Below are 19,024 nucleotides of genomic sequence, written 5' to 3' on the forward strand. Positions count from 1 at the left end.
GGCCAAAGAGCAGATTGTGGACGTCGCCGGTTCAGGCGGCGTCAATGGCCTGTTTCAGGTCGGCGATGATGTCATCGGGATGCTCGATGCCGATCGACAGCCTGACATAGCCAGGCGTGACACCAGTTCTCAGCTGGTCTGCCTCGGAGAGTTGCGAGTGGGTCGTCGTTGCCGGATGGATCGCAAGCGACCGCGCGTCACCGATATTGGCGACGTGATAGAGCAGCTGCAGCCCGTCGATAAAGCGACGGCCAGCCTCGCGTCCGTCTTTCAGCTCGAAACCGACCAATGCGCCAAAATGGCCGTTGCGCAGGTATTTTGCACCGCGCGCCTTGGCTGCGCCCTCCTGGAATTTCGGGAAGATAACCCGCGCTACCTTGGGATGGGCGCGCAGGAAGTCCGCGACCTTGATGGCGTTTTCGCTGTGCTGGCGGATGCGCAGCGGTAATGTCTCCAGCCCCTGGATGAATTGGAAGACATTCTGCGGGCTGACGGCAGCCCCGAGGTCGCGCAACAGGACGGCGCGAGCGCGCAGGATGTAGGGATGAAAGGCGATCGTGGCGGCCTTCTCCAGCCAGGTCTTTCCCTGATAACTCGCGTCCGGCTCGTGCAGATTGGGATGGCGCTCGGCATGCTCGTGCCAGGGGAAGGTGCCACTATCGATGATGGCGCCGCCAATAGAGGTGCCGTGCCCGCCGATATATTTCGTTGTGGAATAGACGACGATCGCAGCACCATGATCGAACGGCCGAATGGTCAACGGCGCCGCGGTGTTGTCGATAACAAGCGGAATGCCGAACCGGCGGCCGATCTCGGCGACCTCGCCGATCGGAAAGACCTCAAGGCTTGGATTGGGAAGGGATTCCGCATAGTAGGCCCGCGTCCTGTCATCGGTTGCCTTGGCAAATGCGTCCGGATCGGACGCGTCGACGAAGCGCACTTCGATGCCGAAGCTTTTCAGCGTCGAGGCGAAGAGCGCCCAAGTGCCGCCGTAGAGCCCGGCGGCGCTGACGATATTGTCGCCGGAGCGGGCGAGGTTGAGTACGGCATAGGCCGAGGCCGCCTGACCCGACCCGAGCGCCAACGCTACCGCGCCGCCTTCGATTTCGGCAAGGCGCTGTTCGAATGCATCCTGCGTCGGGTTGGAGACACGGGTGTAGAGATGCCCGGCCGCCTCAAGGGCAAACAGTTTGTCGGCGCCTTCGGTCCCCGGCAACTGGTAGGAGGTCGTCTGGTAGATCGGCACAGCGACGGCGCCGGTGACCGGATCGAAACGATAGCTGCCGCCATGAAGCGCCAGCGTCTCGGGCTGAAGCGGCCGCGACCTATCGCGCAGCCCGCTCGGCGCTTTGACTTCGACTGCAGCTTCCTCAGGCTTTTGATGGATTGTCATCGATTGCTTCCTTCAGCGTTTGAGTGGATGCAGTAGGATTTTTCAGGCTGGGACCGGCACCTTCAACTGCTCGACCAGATCGGCGTGGTGGGCAGCGGCGACGTCAGGGTGTGATCTCAGGCGCGATTTCAGGACATTGCGCCCGACCTCGTGGAACAGCGGGTTGAGCGGGTCCTGCGTCACACCGCGAACTTCGGCGCCAAGCTCGGGCGGTAGATCGAGAACCGGAATGGTGGAAGCAAGGTTGGCGCCGAGGAAGAAGGCGACCGAGCGGCGATCGCCGCCAGCGGGCGGCGTGACCACGCGATGAATATTGGCAAGCAGGTAGCCGTTCGATGCCAGCTCCAAAAGTTCGCCGACATTGATGACGAAGGTGCCGCGCTTCGGCGGCGCATCGATCCAGCCGCCCTTGCCGTCGTCGACTTGCAGGCCGCCGACTTCATCCTGAAGCAGGATGGTGACGAAACCGCCATCCTTGTGGGCGCCGACACCCTGGTCGCTTTCGGTCTTGTCGCGGCCGGGATAGCGGATGATCTTCAACAACTGATTGGGACCGTCGCGGTAAATCGGCTCAAAGACGTCGGCGCGCTGTCCGAGTGCCTCGGCGAAGACCTCGATCAGGCGGATGCCAAGCCGGGTGACCGCTTCGATCCAGGCGAGGATCGCCGGCTTCAGGTCGGGCAGGGCGTCGGGAAACTGGTTGGGACCGACCAGCCGTTTCCACGGCGCATCGCCGGCCTTGAGCTCGATGCGCTCACGCTCTGGCCCAAAATCGACCTGCTCGCGCCAGTCTTGCGTGCCCCGGGTATATTCGAGGCCGGCGCGATTGTAGCCGCGGAAGTGCGACGACTTGCGCATTTCGATCGCCAGCTTGTCCTGTTCCGGCAGGGCAAAGAAACGGCGTGAGAGATCAAGGACGCCATCGATCTGCTCCTGCGGGATGCCATGCCCCTCCAGATAGAAGAAGCCCACCGAGCGGGCGACGCTGCGCAATTCGTCAAGCGCCGCCGCCCGCTCGGGATGGCCCGCTGCAAAGCGTTGCAAATCGAGAATGGGCAGGGATGAGTTGGCGTTGGTCAATGGAGGCTCCTTCACTGTCTGTGCTGCGGCGCTGCCGTCTTCACCTGGGTGTGCCGACACCCTTCTGCAGTGGCTGGCAGCAAATGCTATGAGAAGCCTACCTGTTGTTTGCGTCCATTCAACATTGTCTATTGAATGTATAGACTAAATATCGCGACGTTGGCGCAAGAGCCGTGCGGACAACGAGTGAGCTGCGAGAATTTTCAACCTTTGGGGTTTTGCCGAGGGATTTTCCGCCCGCGCTGGACACCAACGCCTTACCGGCGACGGACATTGAGCGGCTGCCTTCAGTCGTCTTTGACCAACAAAAGCAACGGAAATTGGCCGCTCTTGATCGAGTGATACGGCGCCGCGGCCCCGCCCATTCCCGATGCTACGGGAATGGTGTTGACGTGACGGGAGCGGTCAATCACCGCCGTTCGGCTCAACGCAATGCGAAGCCCCCGTCAGGGTAAAGCGTCGAGCCGTTCATGAAGCCATTCTCCATGAGGTAGATGACAGTGTGCGCAACCTCATCGGTGGTGCCGACGCGCTTGAGCAGCGCGGCCTCCCCATAACTGGAGAATGAAGCCTCCCGGATGGCGTCCGGCTGACGGCGCCACAGGTCGCTGTCGATCGTGCCGGGCGAAATGACATTCACCCTTATCGGCGCCAGTTCGACGGCGAGCGCTCGCCCAAGGCCTTCAATCGCGGCATTGCAGGCACCATAGGCGGCACCTTCTGCCGCCGGCCTGACGCTGTAGGCGCCCGCCATCAGGGTGATGGATCCGTTCTTGTCCAGATATGGCAGCGCATGCTTCACGGCATAATACTGCCCCCAGAACTTCGATCGGAAGGAGCTTTCTGCGACCTCGTCGGAGGCCTGGTCCATCCGTCCGCGCGCGTAGGATGCGCCGGGCGTGAAGAGGTGGTTGATCGGCCCGGACTGTTCGAAGAAAAGACGCAAGGACTCTTGATCGACATTGTCGACGGCAATGGCGCGGCTGGCCGGGCCAAGCTTGACGCCGGCGCGCTGCAGCCGTTCCGGGTCGCGGCCGCCAATGATGACTTCTGCACCAAGATCGATAGCGCGCTCCGCAACGCGCAAACCGATGCCGGAGCTGCCGCCGATGATTGCTACTCTCTGCTTTCTCATTCTTTCGGATCCTTGGGATGTGAATGCCAGGCGGCACTATATCCGCGATCTGAAATCGTTTATGAGAACACTTATCGCGAAACCTGCGATATGAAATCTGGAGTGTGCCTTGCTTCCCGGCGATCATCTCAGCGCCATCCGTGCGTTCATGCAAGCTTCGCGGTCATCCAGTTTTTCCGAAGCCGCCGAACGGCTCGGCCTTTCCACGTCGACAGTGGGCAAGGCGGTTTCCCGGCTCGAGGGGCGGTTAGGCGTGCGCCTGTTCCAGCGCAGCACACGCCACTTGGCGTTGACCGAGGAGGGCAGGGTGTTCCTTGATGGCTGTGAACGTGCCGTCGCGGAACTGGCAGCCGTGGAGGCGGCGCTCGCATCGCGGATGGCGGATCCGGCCGGCCGGCTCAGGGTGAGCCTGCCGGAACTGCTCGGCAGGCGTATTGCCGGACCAAGCCTGATCGCGCTCGCGGCCGACTACCCGAAGCTTGAACTGGACATTGCCTTTACCAACCGGCTGGTCGACCTGGTCGAGGAGAACATCGACCTCTGTGTGCGTGTCGGCGAGCTTGCCGGCGGCAGTGATCTGATGGTCAGGAAGCTCGGCGTGCAGCGCCTGACGGTTTGCGGTGCGCCGGATTATCTGACAAAGCACGGGACGCCGTCGCGCCCCGCGGAGCTTGTTGCGCATCACTGCGTGACGCAATCGCGTGGACCTGCGGCAGAGACCTGGCGGTTTACCGAATTCGGACAGACGAAGCACATCACGGTGCGCAGCGCGCTCAGCATTGCGGATCACGCTTTGATGGCGGACGCCGCCTGTCGTGGACATGGGCTCGTGCAATTGCCGGGCTGGATTGTCGACAATGCGATCGCGGAGGGTCGCCTCGTTCCTGTTCTGGAGGCCTTTGCGCCTGTGCCGCTTCCCATCTATGCACTCTGGCCGCATCGGCTCGGCACGACCCCGCGCGTGCGCATCGCGGTCGACGCACTGGTCGATCGTTTTCGCGATTTCTAGCCGGGGGCAGCGACAAATTGCGAGCGAGGCATGTCGGCCAGCCTATTGCGCCTTTGCCAACCCGAGCGTCCTTGTCTAGGTTTCGACGGCAACCGCGCTTCGCCCCATTGGGCAGAGAATGAATGGCTGATACGTTCCACAAAGCGATCGACATCTGGCGAGACGAACTTCTGCGACGCATCGTGACGGCGAGCGAACCTATCGTGGTTCTGGACGCCGTTGCGGGCATGGGAAAGTCGACGCTGCTGTCGCAACTGGCGTCCCACCTTCAATGCCGCATATGGCGATCGGCGCGTCCTCCCGGCGAGGAAGACACCTGCGACGACGTGCTGCTCTGGGACGTGCCGACGGACACGCAGGAAGTCGAAATGCCTGCAATCTGGCAGGACGAGGGACGACGCGTCGTGATCGCGAAGCGGCCGCGAACCCGGCTCTTCGGTCTCGATCGTGCGATTGCCTACGGCAAGGCACTCTGCCTTGGTGCGGCCGATATCTGCTTTTCACGCGGAGAGTTGGAGGCTTCCTACGGCAGGACTGAGGCGCCGCGGCTCCTGACCGAGACTGGAGGGTGGCCGTTTTTGGTTGGGCTGCACTCGCGATCGTCGCGAGACGAGGCGACGCTCACGCGTTTTCTGGCAAACGATGTCCTGAATGAAACGGCAGATTTCGAGCTCGTCCAGCTCAGCCTTGCCCAGCAGGCGGCAAGGTCGCCGGCCAAAGGGAAGGAAGCGGTGCCTGTCTATCTGCAGGCGAGTCGCATCGCCGGTGCGCTTGCCGCAGCGGTTGACATGGTGCTGGCCGGGCGTCTCGGAGACAGCGCTCGCGTCCCGGCGATATCGACCGCCTATGCCGCGCACGGCATGCAAACGGAAGCGATCCTCGTCTTGCAGCGGGCGGGGCTTCACGAACTGGCGGTCCGCGCTTTCGTTGCGAACTTCGGCCGGTACTACATCTTCTTCCACGGCTCGGAAGCGTTCGACCGGGTTCTCGCCGGGTTTCCGGCCGAGCTGGCGACGCAGCATGAAGGCATCGTCACGGCGCTTGCGATGCAGGCGCTGAAGCGCGGCGAGGTGCTGCGCGCGCAACGGCTGCTTGCCGATTGTTACGGCTCGCGCGCCAACAATGTGCTGAAGGTGTTGAGCGACCGTGCGGCGTTCTCGGCCGCCTTCCGCTCTTTCCGTCTGGTGATGTTGATCTACGAGGACGTGGTGCTCGGCGATGATCTGCTGGAGCAATCCACGACGCTTCTGTCGGAGTTTCCGCTCGACGCCGATCTGGAACGCGGCAGCATCTACAATTCGATCCTGGAATTCTACATTCGCCGGCGGCGGTTTGCCGTTGCCCAGGATATCGCCGATCGAGCGTTGTTCCACTATGAGCGCGCCGGGGTGCCGCTTCTGTGTTTCTACATCAACCTGCACCAGGCAATGATGCACCTGATGAGCGGCGACGCGGTGCGTGCCCGCAAGAATTCGACCGACGCTGCCGAGCAACTTTCGCGCGTGCCGTTCGATAGTCCGATGGATGCGCGGCTGCTCGCCTTGTTGCAAGCATGCGTTGAATATGAGGACGGCAAGCCGGAGCCGCTGGCACGCTTTCTGACCTCTGAGATGGACGATTTCTCGCATGGCGAGATCTGGCCGAGCCTGATCGAGTTCGCGCTGCAATACGGCAGCCAGGCGCTGAGCGAGCATTTTTCCATGATTGCCGCACGCGGATTCCTCGATCGCTGGCGCGCCTATCAGGTCTATAACAGGCAGTTCCGCCTGATGATCGAGGTCCGGGACGCCGTCATTCTCCAGAACGGCAACCGCTGGCAGGAAGCGGCAGAAAAGCTTGCGGCGGTGCAGGCTCGTATCAACAGAACCTGGGTGGAGGCGGCCGTTGACGAACTGACCCGCCTGCAGGACCGCGACGAGATCGCATTGGCTGTCGTCTGGCTGCGCCATATCGTCTTCGAGATGCCGGGGCGCGTGCATCTGGACCGGCAGCTTGCGGCACTGGCGAGCAACCTCAACCTGACGGGCCGCCAGCGATTGTGCATCGAGGTCTGGCAGGCCTATGTCGCCCGCCGCCGGCACAACCTCACCAGCGCGCGCGCTATCCTGCAGAAAACCTTCGAGAATGCGGCGCGGCTCGGCACCATTGCGCCGCTGTCGGAAGAGCGGCAATTTTTGCGGGAGCTGACGGGAGACCGGCGCATCAGCGACTTCCTGCAGACCACGCCGACGTCGCAACAGATCCTGCGCCGCCTGCGCGATACCGGTCTGCCCAACACGACGCTCGGCGAAAAGAACGGCCTGACCCGGCGCGAAACCCGCCTGCTGCTGATGATTGCCGAGGGCGCGTCGAACAAGTTCATCGCCCATGCTCTGGGCTTGAGCGAGGCCACGGTGAAATTCCACCTCGGCAATCTCTATCGCAAGCTTGGCTGCAGCCGTCGACGGGAGGCGATCATCGCGGCAAAGGCGCTCGGCGTCATTTCCTGATCAGGTTGCGGTCCGCGCGGTATGCGCCGTTCTTCCGTTTGGTCGATACAAGAACCTATACCTTTCTTATAAAAACCTATCCTTTCTAGCCGTTGTGCAAATGACCCTTTCGGCATGAAACTGCCCTCGACCGCAAAAAGCGGCAGACAGGCCGGACGATAACCGGCCGAGGGGAAAGGGTTGCCAATGGGCAATTATTACGTCGCATTGTTTGCGCGGCGCGCGGTCGGCTTCCTCATGGTGCTGTTCGTGTTGTCGCTGATGATTTTCGTGCTCGCCCGCATCGTGCCGGGCGACCCGGCGCGCATGGCCCTCGGTCCGAGCGCAACGCAGGAGCAGGTCGACCAGCTGCGCCAGCGCATGGGGCTCGATGAGCCGCTGATCACCCAGTATGTCAGCTATGTCAGCCATGCGGTGACCGGCGATCTCGGGCGCTCGATCGTGTCCGACCGGGAGGTCAGCGCCGATATCGCCACCTTCCTGCCGGCGACGCTCGAGCTTGTCATCGTCACCATCGCCATCATTTTTGCGGTGGCCGTGCCGCTCGGCGTTTTGACGGCGCGCTACAGGAACAGCTGGATCGACAATAGCGGCCGTTTCTTCTCGCTGATCGGCGTCACCATTCCGAGCTTTCTCTTCGCGGTGACCCTGCAGATCCTCGCGGCGGACCATTTCCCCTCATGGCCGACGCTCGGCCGTGTCGACTTCCAGCTCGGCGCACCAGCAGGCCCCACGGGCTTCCTGCTGGTCGACAGCTTGGCTGCCGGCCGCCTCGACGTGTTCCTGAGCGCCCTCCAGCATCTCGTCTTTCCGGCGCTGGCGCTGGCAATGGCCGGCATCGGACAGATTACTCGCATCACCCGCTCGGCAATGATCGACCATCAGCGTCGCGATCATGTGCTGACGCTGAAATCCTTCGGTGTGCCGGACCGCGTCATCGTGTTTCGTTATCTGCTGAAGCTGTCTTCGATCGCCCCATTGACGATCATGGGGCTCGAATTCGCCTCGCTGATCGGCAACGCCTTCGTCGTCGAAATGGTGTTCTCCTGGGGCGGCTTTGCCTCCTACGGCCTCGACGCAATCCTGCAGAAGGACCTCAACGCCGTCATGGCCGTGGTCCTCGTCTCGGGCATTTTCTTCATCGCCGCCAACCTCGTCATCGACCTGATCATCAGCTTCCTTGACCCGCGGCTTCGCTTCAAGGAGGCCCGCTGATGCAGGATGCAACCCGCCTGTCCGCCGGCTACATGACCTGGTACCGGTTCAGCCGGAACCCGGCCGCCGTCATCGGCGCACTGATCGTGCTTTCGGTCATCGCCATGGCCGTCTTTGCGCCGTTGATCGCGCGCTTTCCCGAGCATGTCGGCGCCGTCGTCGACTTCCGCAACCGCCACATGCCGCCGGATGTCGACAACTGGTTCGGCACCGACAAGGCTGGACGCGACATCTTCTCGCGCACGGTCTTCGGTTTTCGCGTGTCGCTGCTGCTCGTCATCGGCGTGCTTGGCGTAGCGGTGCCGATCGGCTCGGCGCTGGGCATGATCGCCGGTTATGCCGGCGGCCTGACCGAGCGGCTCCTGACCGGTTTCACTGACATCATGCTGGCGATCCCGCCGCTGGTGATGGCGCTCGCCATCGGTAACGTGCTCGAGCCCAATCTGGTCAACGCCATGCTGGCGATCACGCTGCTCTGGTGGACCTGGCATGCACGCCTCGTCTATCGCGTGACAAAATCGATCGCGGCGGAAGACTATATCGAGGCAGCGCGGCTCGCCGGCGCCAGCCACCTGCATATCCTTGCCAAGGAGATCCTGCCGAACTGCATCTCGGTCATCTCGGTCAAGACGACGCTCGACGCCGCCTTCGTCATCCTCTTCGGCGCGACGCTCTCCTTCCTCGGGCTCGGTGTGAAGCCGCCGACACCGGACCTCGGCTCGATGGTCGCCGACGGCCGGCAGTTCCTGCCGGAGAAATGGTGGGAGGTTCTGGCACCCGGCTTTGCGATCTTCTACGCCACGCTCGGCTTCAACCTGCTCGGTGACGGTCTGCGCGACATGTTCGATGTGGAGGCCTGAGACGATGAGCACTCCTCTCCTCAAGGTCGAAGACCTCAACATTGCCTTCACCACCTATGGCCGCCGCCAGCATATCCTGAAGGACGTCTCGTTCGAGATCAGCCGGGGCGAGCGCGTGGCGCTGATTGGCGAGACCGGATCGGGCAAATCGGTCACCTCGAAGGCGATCCTCGGCACGCTTCCTGACAACGCCCGCATCGAAAGCGGCAACATCGAATATGACGGCAGGCGGGTGCTCGATATGCCCGGCCGCGAGCGCGAGGCGTTGAAGGGCACTGCGTTCTCGATCATCATGCAGGACCCGCTGTCGTCGTTCAATCCAGTCTTCCGGATCGGCCGGCACCTCGATGACGTGATGTTCTATGCCGATCGACGCGACGGCGTCAGAACCACGGCGATAGACCGCAAGCAACGCATCTTCGATGTGCTGCGCCGTGTACAGCTCCAGGACCCGGAACGGGTCTTCGATGCCTATCCTTCGCAGCTTTCCGGCGGCATGCGCCAGCGCGTGCTGATCGGCCTTGCGCTTCTGCACCAGCCGCAACTGCTGATCGCCGATGAGCCGGGCACGGCGCTTGACGTCACCACGCAGGACGAGATCCTGAAGCTGATCAACCGCCTGGTCGACAGCGAGGGGCTTTCCCTGCTGATGATCACGCACAATCTCGGCGTGGTGCGGCAGACGGCCGATCGCGTCTTCGTCATGCGTCATGGCGAGATCGTCGAAAGCGGCAATCTGCGCCAGATCTTCCAGACGCCGCGGCAGCCCTACACGATCGATCTGATCGACGCGATCCCACCGCTGTACGGTCCGAAGGTGGTTGACCAGCCGGTTTCGTCGAATGCGCCGATCATCACGCTCGAGGGGGCCGGCAAGGTCTATGTCGAAAAGCCCTTCCTCGGCCGAATGAAACGCCACGAGGCGGTCAAGCCGGTGACGCTGTCTGTGCCTGAGGGTGAGATCTTCGGCCTTGCGGGCGAGTCCGGCTCCGGCAAGACGACGATTGCCCGCATGGTGATGGGGCTGATTGCGCCGAGTTCCGGCACGATCCGCGTCGGCTCGCCCACGCAAGCGATGGCGTCGCAGCGGCTGACCCAGATCGTCTACCAGAATCCCGGTACGTCCTTAAACCCCAAGCGCACGGTGACGCAGACCTTGGCAGTCCCGCTCAGCCATGTCGGCCTTCGCGGCAAGGCGGCGACGGTGCGGATGGAGGAGCTGATGGCGCTCGTCAACCTGCCGTCCGCCTACCTTTCGAAGTATCCGCACGAGCTTTCGGGCGGGCAGAAGCAACGGGTGGCAATCGCCCGGGCGCTTGCGGCCGAGCCGAAGATCATCGTGCTCGACGAACCGACCTCGGCGCTCGACGTCTCGGTGCAGAAGCAGGTCATCGCCTTGTTGCAGCGCCTCAGGGACGAGCTTGGGCTGACGTACTTCTTCATCTCTCACGATCTTTCGCTGATGCGCAATTTCTGCAGCCGCATCGCCATCATGCTGAAGGGCGAGATCGTCGAGGAGGGGAGAACGGCGGATGTCTTCGCCGATCCCCGGCACCCCTACACCCGCGCGCTCATCTCGGCGATCCCGGTGATGAGCGACGAGGAGGAAGCATTGAAGCCCACGGTAAGCGTCGAGGAGAGAGCGTGCTTCCTGGTGAGATCAACGGCCTAGAGGCCGAACGAGGAAACAGGGCCGAAGGCCCATCAACAAGGAGACTGTCCGTGTATCGATTGGGAATAGATGTCGGGGGCACGAACACCGACGCCGTGATCATGGAGGGGCGGCACGTTCTGTCGGGCGTTAAGGCGTCGACGACGGAAGACGTGACGACAGGCGTCATCGAGGCACTGGAGGGCGCAATCGCCAAGGCCGGTATCGACCGGTCCAAGATCGGCACCGTGATGATCGGCACGACGCATTTCACCAATGCGGTGATCGAGCGCAAGCACATCAATCATGTTGCCGCCATTCGCCTCGGCTTGCCGGCGACCGCCTGCCTGCCGCCGATGGTCGACTGGCCGAACGATCTCGCCGAAGCTGTCGGTCATCACGCCTACCTGGTGCGTGGCGGCTATGAATTCGACGGCCGTGCCATCGCGCCTCTCGATGAAGAAGAGCTGATCCGGATCGCTGCCGACATCCGCCTCAAGAACGTCAAGGCGGCAGCCATCACCTGCGTCTTCAGCCCCATCAATGCCGAGATGGAGCAGCGCGCCAAGACCGTGATCGAAAAGCATTGCCCGGGCCTTCCGGTCGTCGTCTCCGGCGACATCGGCCGCATCGGCCTGCTGGAGCGCGAAAGTGCTGCCATCATGAATGCCAGCCTGCTTTCGCTTGCGGCCAAGACGGTCGACGCCTTCGCCAAGGCGCTGAAGGATGCCGGGCTTTCTTGCCCGTTCTTCATCACCCAGAACGACGGCACGCTGATGGCGGCTGCGACAGTCAGAAGCTTCCCGGTTCTGACCTTTGCCTCCGGCCCGACCAACTCGATGCGCGGTGCGGCGTTCCTGACCGGCCGCAAGGAGGCGATCGTCGTCGATATCGGCGGCACCACCTCCGACGTTGGTGCGCTTCACCACGGCTTTCCCCGCCAGGCGGCGACCATCGTCGACGTCGGCGGCGTGCGCACCAATTTCCGCATGCCCGACGTGTTCTCGATCGGTCTTGGCGGCGGATCGCTGGTACGCGAACTCGCCAATGGTGAAGTGACGGTCGGCCCGCAGTCGGTCGGTTATCGCATCGCCAAGGATGCTTTGGTCTTCGGAGGCCAGACCCTGACGACGACGGATATCGCCGTCGCCCTCGGCAAGGCCGATATCGGGGACGCGTCCAAGGTCGCGCATCTCGACCGGGCGCTGGCCGAAAAGGCCCATGTAAGGATCGTGCAGATGCTGGAAAACTCGGTCGAACGCAGCCGCGTCTCGGCCGATCCGATCCCGGTCATCGCCGTCGGTGGCGGCTCGATCCTGATGCCGGACAGGCTCGGGGATCTGGACGTCATCCGCCCGGAGAATTTCGCCGTCGCCAACGCCGTCGGTGCAGCGATCGCCCAGATCAGCGGCGAAGTCGACCGCGTCTTTGCACTCGAAAAGGGTCTGACGCGCGAGATCTGCCTGAAGCAGGCAGAGCAGGAAGCGACGGAGCGTGCGCTTTCGGCCGGTGCGATTGCCGAAACCATCCAGGTCATCGAGCGGGAGGACGTGCCGCTTGCCTATCTGCCGGGGAACGCTACCCGCATCCACGTCAAGGTTGTCGGCGAAATGGGAGGCTTCCATGGCTGAGCGTGCATTGAAAGCTTTGAACTACGATCCGTCCGATCTCTGGGTGCTCGACGAAGAGGATCTGGAGGCGCTGGAAATCGGTGCCGGCATTCTCGGCACCGGCGGCGGCGGCAACCCCTATATCGGCAAGCTACGGGCGCGGCTGGCGATGCGCAGCGGCTACAACCTGTCGATCCTGCCGCTCGACCGGCTGGCGGACGATGCGCGCTGCATCTCGCTCGGCGGCATTGGCGCACCGGTCGTTGCCTATGAGCGGCTGAAGGAAGGGCGCGAAGGGCTGCGGTGCGTTCGCGCACTCGAAGAGCATCTCGGCATCGCCATCGACGCCATCGTCTGCGAGGAAATCGGCGGCGCCAATTCGATGGAGCCGCTGATTGCGGCCGCCTTTGCGGGCCTGCCCGTTGTCGATTGTGACGGCATGGGGCGCGCCTTCCCGGAAATGCAGATGACCACCTTCTCGATCTACGGTCATCGCTCGACCCCAAGCGTCATGTGCGACCTGCACGGCAATGTCGTGCTGTTCCAGCATGCGGCATCGGAACTGTGGCACGAGCGCATGGCGCGCGCCTGCGTCGTCTCGCAAGGCGGTGCCTCGACGCTTGCATCGGCGCCGATGACGGGAGCTTTCCTCAAGAAGTACTCGATCCCGCATTCGTACACCCAGGCGGTCTCGCTCGGGCGGGCCGTGCTGAAGGCGCGGCGCGAGCACGCTGATCCGATCGCAGCGATCTGCGCCCAGGAAAACGGCCGCCAGGTCTTTTCCGGCAAGATCGTCGATCTCGAACGCCATCTGCGTGGCGGCTTCGTCATCGGCGAAGCGAAGCTTGCCGGCATCGATGCCTTCAACGGCGACACCGCCTCGGTGATGATCCAGAACGAAAACCTCGTCTTCAGCCGCAACGGCGAAGTCGAAGTGTCGGTGCCGGATCTGATCATCGTGCTCGATGTCGACAGCGGCAACGCGATCACCACGGAAATGCTGCGATACGGCCAGCGCGTCGCGATCGTAGCGTTGCCCTGCCATTCCTTGCTGCGCTCGACCGCCGCACTGGAGGTTGTCGGCCCGAAAGCCTTCGGCTTCGACGATGTCACCTTCCGGCCGATCGAGGAGATGCAGCCATGACCGAGCAGCTGATTACGGCTGCCGACATGGAGGCGATCGCCATCGGCGGTGCCTATCTCGGCACCGGCGGCGGCGGGGATCCCTACATCGGCAAGTTGATGGCCCGGACCGCAATCGAGGCGAACGGTCCGGTCCGCGTGGTTCAGCCGGAAACCGTTGCCGATGACGCGCTTTGTGTTCCCGTCTTCATGATGGGCGCACCGACCGTAATGGTGGAGAAACTGCCGCGCGGCGACGAAGCGCTGGAGGCGCTGCGCCAGCTCGAAAGGTTCCTCGGACGCAAGGCCGATGCGTTGATCTGCGTGGAAGCCGGCGGGTTGAACTCGACCATCCCCTTCGCCGTGGCCGCTGCAACAGGTCTGCCGCTGATCGACGGCGACGGAATGGGCCGCGCCTTTCCCGAGCTGCAGATGGTGAGTTTCACCATGCATGACATTAGCGCCACGCCGCTGGTTCATGCCGACGACAAGGGCAACAGCGCGATCATCAATGCAGTCTCGAACCTTTGGACCGAACGTCTCGCCCGCGTCCAGGCCATCCAGATGGGTGGCGCCAGCCTTGTCGCCGCCTATCCGATGACCGGGGCGCAGATGAAGGCCGGAATCCTTCGCGGCACGCTCAGTCTCATCAAGGGTATCGGCGAGACGATTGCCGCCGAGCGCGTCGCCAAGCGTCATCCCGGCATCGCCCTTCGCGAGCAGTTCGACGGGCGGCACCTGTTTACCGGACGCGTCGTCGATGTCGAACGGGCGACGACCGGCGGTTTTGCGCGCGGCAGGGCCGTGCTCAAGGGCATCGACGGTTTTGCGGGCCGCACGTTCGAAGTCGCGTTCCAGAACGAGTTCCTGGTTGCGCGTGGCGATGGCGGACAGGTCATCGCCTCGACGCCGGATCTCATCTGCGCGCTCGACGCCGATGGCGGGCTGCCGGTCACGACGGAGCAGTTGCGTTACGGCCTGACGGTCGAATTCACCGGACTTCCCTGTGATCGGCAATGGCGAACGGCCAAGGGGCTCGAACTCGCCGGTCCCGGCTACTTTGGCTACGACCACGCCTATGAGCCGGTCGAGGCGCTCAATCCGGCCGCCTGACTGCGACCGGACCGAAAAACAACGACAATCAACAAGAAGGGAACTGAGACATGAAGAGAACACTCATCACAGGGCTGCTTCTGGGGCTGGTGCAGACAACGGCACTCACCGCCCCGGCCGCGGCTCAGGAGAAGGTGTCGATCGTCGTCAACGCGACGCAGGAATTCGGCACCATCGATCCCGGCAAGATCAACGACTATACGGAATACATGGCCGCCGTGAACCTCTATTCAGGCCTGACGACGGTCAATCCTGATGGCTCCGTGGTGCCGGAGCTTGCCGAAAGCTGGAGCGTCTCCGACGACGACAAGACCTATACCTTCAAGCTGAAGGAGAACGCAAAATTCCAGGATGGCACCCCGGTCAAGGCGTCCGATGTTGTCTACACCGTCAAGCGCCTGCTCGCGATCAACGAAGGTCCGTCCTACCTCTTCACCGATATCGTCGATCCGGACAAGCTGAAGGTTGTCGACGACCGGACCGTGGAGATCGGGCTGAAGAAGATCTACGCGCCGTTCATCAGCAACACGCCGCTGATCCTCGTTCTCAACGAAAAGCTGATCAGGGAAAACAGCAAGGAGGAGTGGGGCACGGACTACCTGACCGATCATCCGGCCGGCGCCGGACCTTACATGCTGTCATCCTGGCAGCGCGCCTCGCAGATGGTCGTCAACCGTTTCGAGGGCTATCACGGCGGCTGGAGCAAGGGGAAGCCGATCGATGAGATCCGTTTCGTCATCACCCATGACGAAGCGACGGTGAAGGCGCTTGCGGCCAAGGGCGAACTTGGCATGTCGGCGCGCGCCCAGGCAAACGAGACCTTCGAGGCGATCGAGAAGATGCCGGGCTACAAGATCCTGCGCGGCACGACGGCGACCGGTTTCTACATCAAGATGAACACCCAGGTCCCGCCGACCGACGATATCCACGTCCGGCGCGCGATAGCGCTCGCAACCGACTACGAAACGGTGCGCAACGTCATCCATCCCGGCGAACCGATGAACGGGCCATTGGCATCCGTGTTCAAGGATGCCTATCTCAACGACTTGTCCGCCCCGGAATACAGCCTGGAGAAGGCGAAGGAAGAGCTTGCCAAGTCGAAATATGCCGGCAAGGGGCCTATCAAGCTCAGCCACACCTATGTCACGGGCCTAGCCTTCGAAGAGGACATCGCGCTGCTGATGCAGGCCAATCTCGAGCAGATCGGTATCGAGCTCGACATCAAGCCGGAGCCCTGGAACCGCATCACCGAGCTGGCCGCCAAGGTGGAGACGACCCCGGCGACCACCCAGGTCTTCTATGGCCCGACCTATCCGTCGCCCGACAGCGTCTTCTATGTGCAGTATCACTCAAAGGCGAAAGGCACCTGGGCCTCGATGGAATGGCTGCAGGATCCGGAAGTCGACGCCCTGATCGACAAGTCGCGCGAGACGGTCGATCCGGCCGCGCAGAACGATCTCTACAAGCAGATACAGCGCAAGGTCACCGATGCGCAGGCTGATGTGTTCCTGACGGTGGAGTCGCAGCGTTACGCAGCAAGCAAATGCCTGCAGGGCTATGCCTATATCCCGATGCAGAGCTGGGATCTGAACTTCTCGCGCTTCTGGTGGGATTGCCAGGCCGATTGAAATGGAAAGCCCTGCTTTGCGGGAGCGCGAAGCAGGGCCTTTTTCTATGCCACCAGCGAATTTGACGTCAACCTCGCCTGCTCAGCAGTTTCCGAGGCTGGCGCGGCTCATGAGTTCGTTGGTCAGCAGTGCGGTCTTGTCGCCGCATTCCTCGACTTCCTTGAGCAGTGCAGCGAGCGCCAGCTCGAGGCAATATTGAACCCCTTCGACATTCAGTGTGCGCGACGAATCGCGCGCATAGGTGACAAGGCGGGCCAGCGCCAGCAGCTCCCTCTCCTTGTCTTCAGGTTCAAAGGACATGGCGATCGAAGATTGCATGATTTTCCCCGGTTCCCTGCGGATCAGCCCGATCCGCTTCAACATGGCAAATCATAGCGTGACTTTTTATCGATGCGCGTGACACGAGCGTGACACACGTTGCATGGGAAATTGGTGTGCTTAAGATGAAGCGACAAGTTGATTGAGCAAGCGCTTCCAAAGACTTGTGGAATTGAATGTCCACCCTTCAGGCGCTGTCGACCTTAGGGCGGGGGCAGAGCGCAGGATGTCGAGCAGTTGCAGGGCGTCGAGGCGCTTCTGATTTATCGTACCCCTCGCCAGACACGCTTCGATGCGTTTCAGATCCGTGCCGGGTGGAAGGTTGGCACGTGCCACAATCGCGCGCCAGTTGCGGTGCTTGTAGAAGATCTTGGTGGCGGCCAGCCGAAGTTGCGCGGCAGGCGCAGGATTTATCTGTCGCCGCGCGCACAAATCCTCAAGCGTCGCCACGACGTTCACCAACGGCAGGGTCAATGGCATGTAGTCCAGTTCCGCCGGTCCATGCAGCAGGGCAACATCGGCATCGTCTTCGAGTTCGCCTGCGGCGTATTGTTGGAAGATCCTGCCAACTCCGACCATGCCGAAGGCTGCACATTCGGCGGCGCGAAGCGCGCCCATGCTGGCAGCGCCGTAAACGCGGACACCCTGGGAAAGCGCAAACAGGATCTCCTTGTGCCAGACCGGCGCGACCTGTTCGAAGTGGCCGTCGACGAGCCCGATGACCGTTGCGTCGTCCTGCGTGGCGCGCAAGATGTCGCCTTGCACGGCTGGCGGGCGCAGCACGATGTCCGTGCCAATCAGTGCCGGCGCATCGGGCAAGGTGGGGCCGCAAAAGAGGATCTTCATGCGATCTCCAGGGCGCGCGACAGAGCCCGCGCGCCGAAACGGCGCTTGCGTGCTCCATCCGGATTTTCGAGTTCCGGCACAAAGACCTTGATCACGGAAAACGGCAAGGGTTCGGCGAGCAACGGAACGGCAACGGCGGTGCCGATGCCGGCGCGCTTCAAGGCTTCGAGCACATATTCGAGCAACGAGTTTGCTGTGTTGCCGGCAACCGGGGCAACCCGGTTTTGTGGGCGCGGTTCTGCCTCAAACAGTTGCTGCGTCTCACGCGGCAGCCTGCGGGTGAACGTCTTCGGGAAGACATCGTCACGTGCGCCGCTGATATAGGTGAGGCGGGATTGTGCAGCCTCGGTGACGGCCCGGATCGCGGCGCGTCGCGGATCGGGATGGGCGCCATGCCCGATGGTCACGTCATGGTAGCGCGGTTCTTTCGCCTCGAGGATGCCGGCATCCGCTATGACCGCCGTCAGACACGGGATGTCAATGTCGCTGGTCATATCGAAAAGGCGGAACGTAAGGCCGGCTGCGGCAATCCGGCCTGCCATGTCATCGAGAATGGGGTCGTGGAACGAGCCGGCGTCGATGCACGTGCGCTGACGCGCGGTCAGTGGCAGCAGCCGCCACAAGGTTTCGGCATCGCGCTCGATCCGTTCCAGCAGGCCGTGCAGGATTGCTTCGTCTTCGGTGTTGCCGGAGGCAAGCCCGTCCGACGACTGCCAGTAGCGGCACCCCTCGAGCGTGCGGTCGAGCAATGCGGCATGAAACGGCACGAAAGTCGTGTGCTGGCCGATGAGATCGAAACCGCGCAGCCATGACACCGGTTCATCATCGTCGAGATCGCTCTCGCCTGCCGCCACGAGGCCGGGCAGGTTGAGCGCTCTTTCGCCGCTTTCCAGAAGGGCTCGTCTTGTCGCGTCCAGTACCGGAGCTGACGGGTTGCAGGCGACCGAACGCTCCAGTGCTTCCATCGCTGCCGATACCTTGGCGTCGATATCGGTGATGCCTTTACCCTGGTTGATGACGATCGATTTTGCATTCGGCGAGACAGCATTCCAGACGGGAATTCCGATGCTGTCGAGCCCGGTCAGGCGTGCAAGTCTGCTGATGCCGAAAGAGGGCAACAGCAATGCGATGCGCGCAAAGGTTTCTTCGGGCGCACAGACGCGGTCGGAGTATCTGTCCGCAATGCCGGAGTTGTCTGAGATCGGGCGAATTTCGTTCGCCCGATCCGTTTTGATAACCATCGTCATGCGCAGGCGCGTCGAGGCTTAGCCGTCCATGAACCCGCCGGAGACGGAGCCGGCCGAATTGGCCCTGACGGCGAAGTTCACGCCCTTGACCACAGTGGCACCGGCATTTCTGTGCTCGTTTGCCGAGGCCAAGGCGCCGGTGAGCGGATCTACGATGCGTGTGACAGTTCCCGCCGCGAGATCGGCAAGCCATAGGCCATCGTCACCCTCAACGCCAAATACAACTACCTGTGTCGTTTGTGCCGTCATCGATTTTCCCCTTATCCCTCATGTGATTGCGCGAGAGCGCCGTGCGTAAGAACGCACGG

The 19,024-nt window shown here is 62.5% G+C and carries 16 protein-coding genes; 9 read left to right on the forward strand and 7 right to left on the reverse strand.

From position 1 onward, the window contains the following. Positions 1-31: 31 nt before the first annotated feature. The 3 genes from BLJAPNOD_RS22845 to BLJAPNOD_RS22855 form a co-directional block, all read right to left on the reverse strand. Entirely contained in the window at positions 32-1,393 is a 1,362-nt protein-coding gene (locus tag BLJAPNOD_RS22845; protein WP_115421592.1) for a PLP-dependent transferase, read from the reverse strand. A gap of 42 nt (positions 1,394-1,435) precedes the next feature. Then, positions 1,436-2,473: a 2-oxoglutarate and iron-dependent oxygenase domain-containing protein gene (locus BLJAPNOD_RS22850; protein WP_115421593.1), complete on the reverse strand. Its 1,038-nt coding sequence runs from the start codon at positions 2,471-2,473 to the stop codon at positions 1,436-1,438. Between the two features lie 424 nt (positions 2,474-2,897). Next, entirely contained in the window at positions 2,898-3,608 is a 711-nt protein-coding gene (locus BLJAPNOD_RS22855) for an SDR family oxidoreductase (protein WP_115421594.1), read from the reverse strand. Between the two features lie 109 nt (positions 3,609-3,717). Here BLJAPNOD_RS22855 and BLJAPNOD_RS22860 point away from each other — a divergent pair, with 109 nt between their 5' ends. From BLJAPNOD_RS22860 to BLJAPNOD_RS22900, 9 genes are all read left to right on the forward strand, one after another. Beyond that, positions 3,718-4,617 (forward strand): LysR family transcriptional regulator, encoded by a 900-nt coding sequence (locus BLJAPNOD_RS22860; protein ID WP_115421595.1) that lies wholly within the window; start codon positions 3,718-3,720, stop codon positions 4,615-4,617. 122 nt (positions 4,618-4,739) lie between these two features. After that, the gene (locus BLJAPNOD_RS22865) at positions 4,740-7,106 is read left to right on the forward strand and encodes a LuxR C-terminal-related transcriptional regulator (RefSeq protein ID WP_115421596.1); all 2,367 of its coding nucleotides are present in this window, start codon (positions 4,740-4,742) and stop codon (positions 7,104-7,106) included. A gap of 186 nt (positions 7,107-7,292) precedes the next feature. Continuing rightward, positions 7,293-8,321 carry an ABC transporter permease gene (locus tag BLJAPNOD_RS22870; RefSeq protein ID WP_115421597.1) on the forward strand — a complete coding sequence of 343 codons (1,029 nt, stop codon included), beginning with the start codon at positions 7,293-7,295 and terminating at the stop codon, positions 8,319-8,321. Continuing rightward, positions 8,321-9,181, forward strand: a complete 861-nt coding sequence (locus tag BLJAPNOD_RS22875) for an ABC transporter permease (protein ID WP_077502029.1) — start codon at positions 8,321-8,323, stop codon at positions 9,179-9,181. The genes BLJAPNOD_RS22870 and BLJAPNOD_RS22875 overlap by 1 nt, the downstream gene beginning before the upstream one ends. A 4-nt stretch (positions 9,182-9,185) precedes the next feature. Continuing rightward, complete coding sequence (locus BLJAPNOD_RS22880; RefSeq protein WP_077502027.1) at positions 9,186-10,853, forward strand: ABC transporter ATP-binding protein; 1,668 nt, start codon at positions 9,186-9,188, stop codon at positions 10,851-10,853. 50 nt (positions 10,854-10,903) lie between these two features. Continuing rightward, entirely contained in the window at positions 10,904-12,463 is a 1,560-nt protein-coding gene (locus BLJAPNOD_RS22885; RefSeq protein WP_077502025.1) for a hydantoinase/oxoprolinase family protein, read from the forward strand. Further along, positions 12,456-13,586 (forward strand): DUF917 domain-containing protein, encoded by a 1,131-nt coding sequence (locus tag BLJAPNOD_RS22890; RefSeq protein WP_115421598.1) that lies wholly within the window; start codon positions 12,456-12,458, stop codon positions 13,584-13,586. Before BLJAPNOD_RS22885 ends, BLJAPNOD_RS22890 begins: the two co-directional genes overlap by 8 nt. Next, entirely contained in the window at positions 13,583-14,677 is a 1,095-nt protein-coding gene (locus BLJAPNOD_RS22895) for a DUF917 domain-containing protein (RefSeq protein WP_077502021.1), read from the forward strand. The genes BLJAPNOD_RS22890 and BLJAPNOD_RS22895 overlap by 4 nt, the downstream gene beginning before the upstream one ends. A 50-nt stretch (positions 14,678-14,727) precedes the next feature. Then, complete coding sequence (locus BLJAPNOD_RS22900) at positions 14,728-16,305, forward strand: ABC transporter substrate-binding protein (RefSeq protein WP_077502019.1); 1,578 nt, start codon at positions 14,728-14,730, stop codon at positions 16,303-16,305. Between the two features lie 81 nt (positions 16,306-16,386). Here the strand turns inward: BLJAPNOD_RS22900 and BLJAPNOD_RS22905 are convergent, their stop codons facing one another. From BLJAPNOD_RS22905 to BLJAPNOD_RS22920, 4 genes are all read right to left on the reverse strand, one after another. Next, positions 16,387-16,668, reverse strand: a complete 282-nt coding sequence (locus BLJAPNOD_RS22905; RefSeq protein ID WP_139353912.1) for a hypothetical protein — start codon at positions 16,666-16,668, stop codon at positions 16,387-16,389. A 75-nt stretch (positions 16,669-16,743) separates the two neighbouring features. Further along, positions 16,744-17,469 carry a TfuA-like protein gene (locus tag BLJAPNOD_RS22910; RefSeq protein WP_115421599.1) on the reverse strand — a complete coding sequence of 242 codons (726 nt, stop codon included), beginning with the start codon at positions 17,467-17,469 and terminating at the stop codon, positions 16,744-16,746. Then, positions 17,466-18,710: a YcaO-like family protein gene (locus tag BLJAPNOD_RS22915; RefSeq protein ID WP_115421875.1), complete on the reverse strand. Its 1,245-nt coding sequence runs from the start codon at positions 18,708-18,710 to the stop codon at positions 17,466-17,468. The genes BLJAPNOD_RS22910 and BLJAPNOD_RS22915 overlap by 4 nt, the downstream gene beginning before the upstream one ends. Positions 18,711-18,734: 24 nt before the next feature. Beyond that, the gene (locus BLJAPNOD_RS22920; RefSeq protein ID WP_077502012.1) at positions 18,735-18,965 is read right to left on the reverse strand and encodes a hypothetical protein; all 231 of its coding nucleotides are present in this window, start codon (positions 18,963-18,965) and stop codon (positions 18,735-18,737) included. Positions 18,966-19,024 lie beyond the last annotated feature (59 nt).

Origin of the sequence: Ensifer sp. M14 (assembly GCF_003355565.1) — a bacterium.
Classification (GTDB): Bacteria; Pseudomonadota; Alphaproteobacteria; order Rhizobiales; family Rhizobiaceae; genus Ensifer.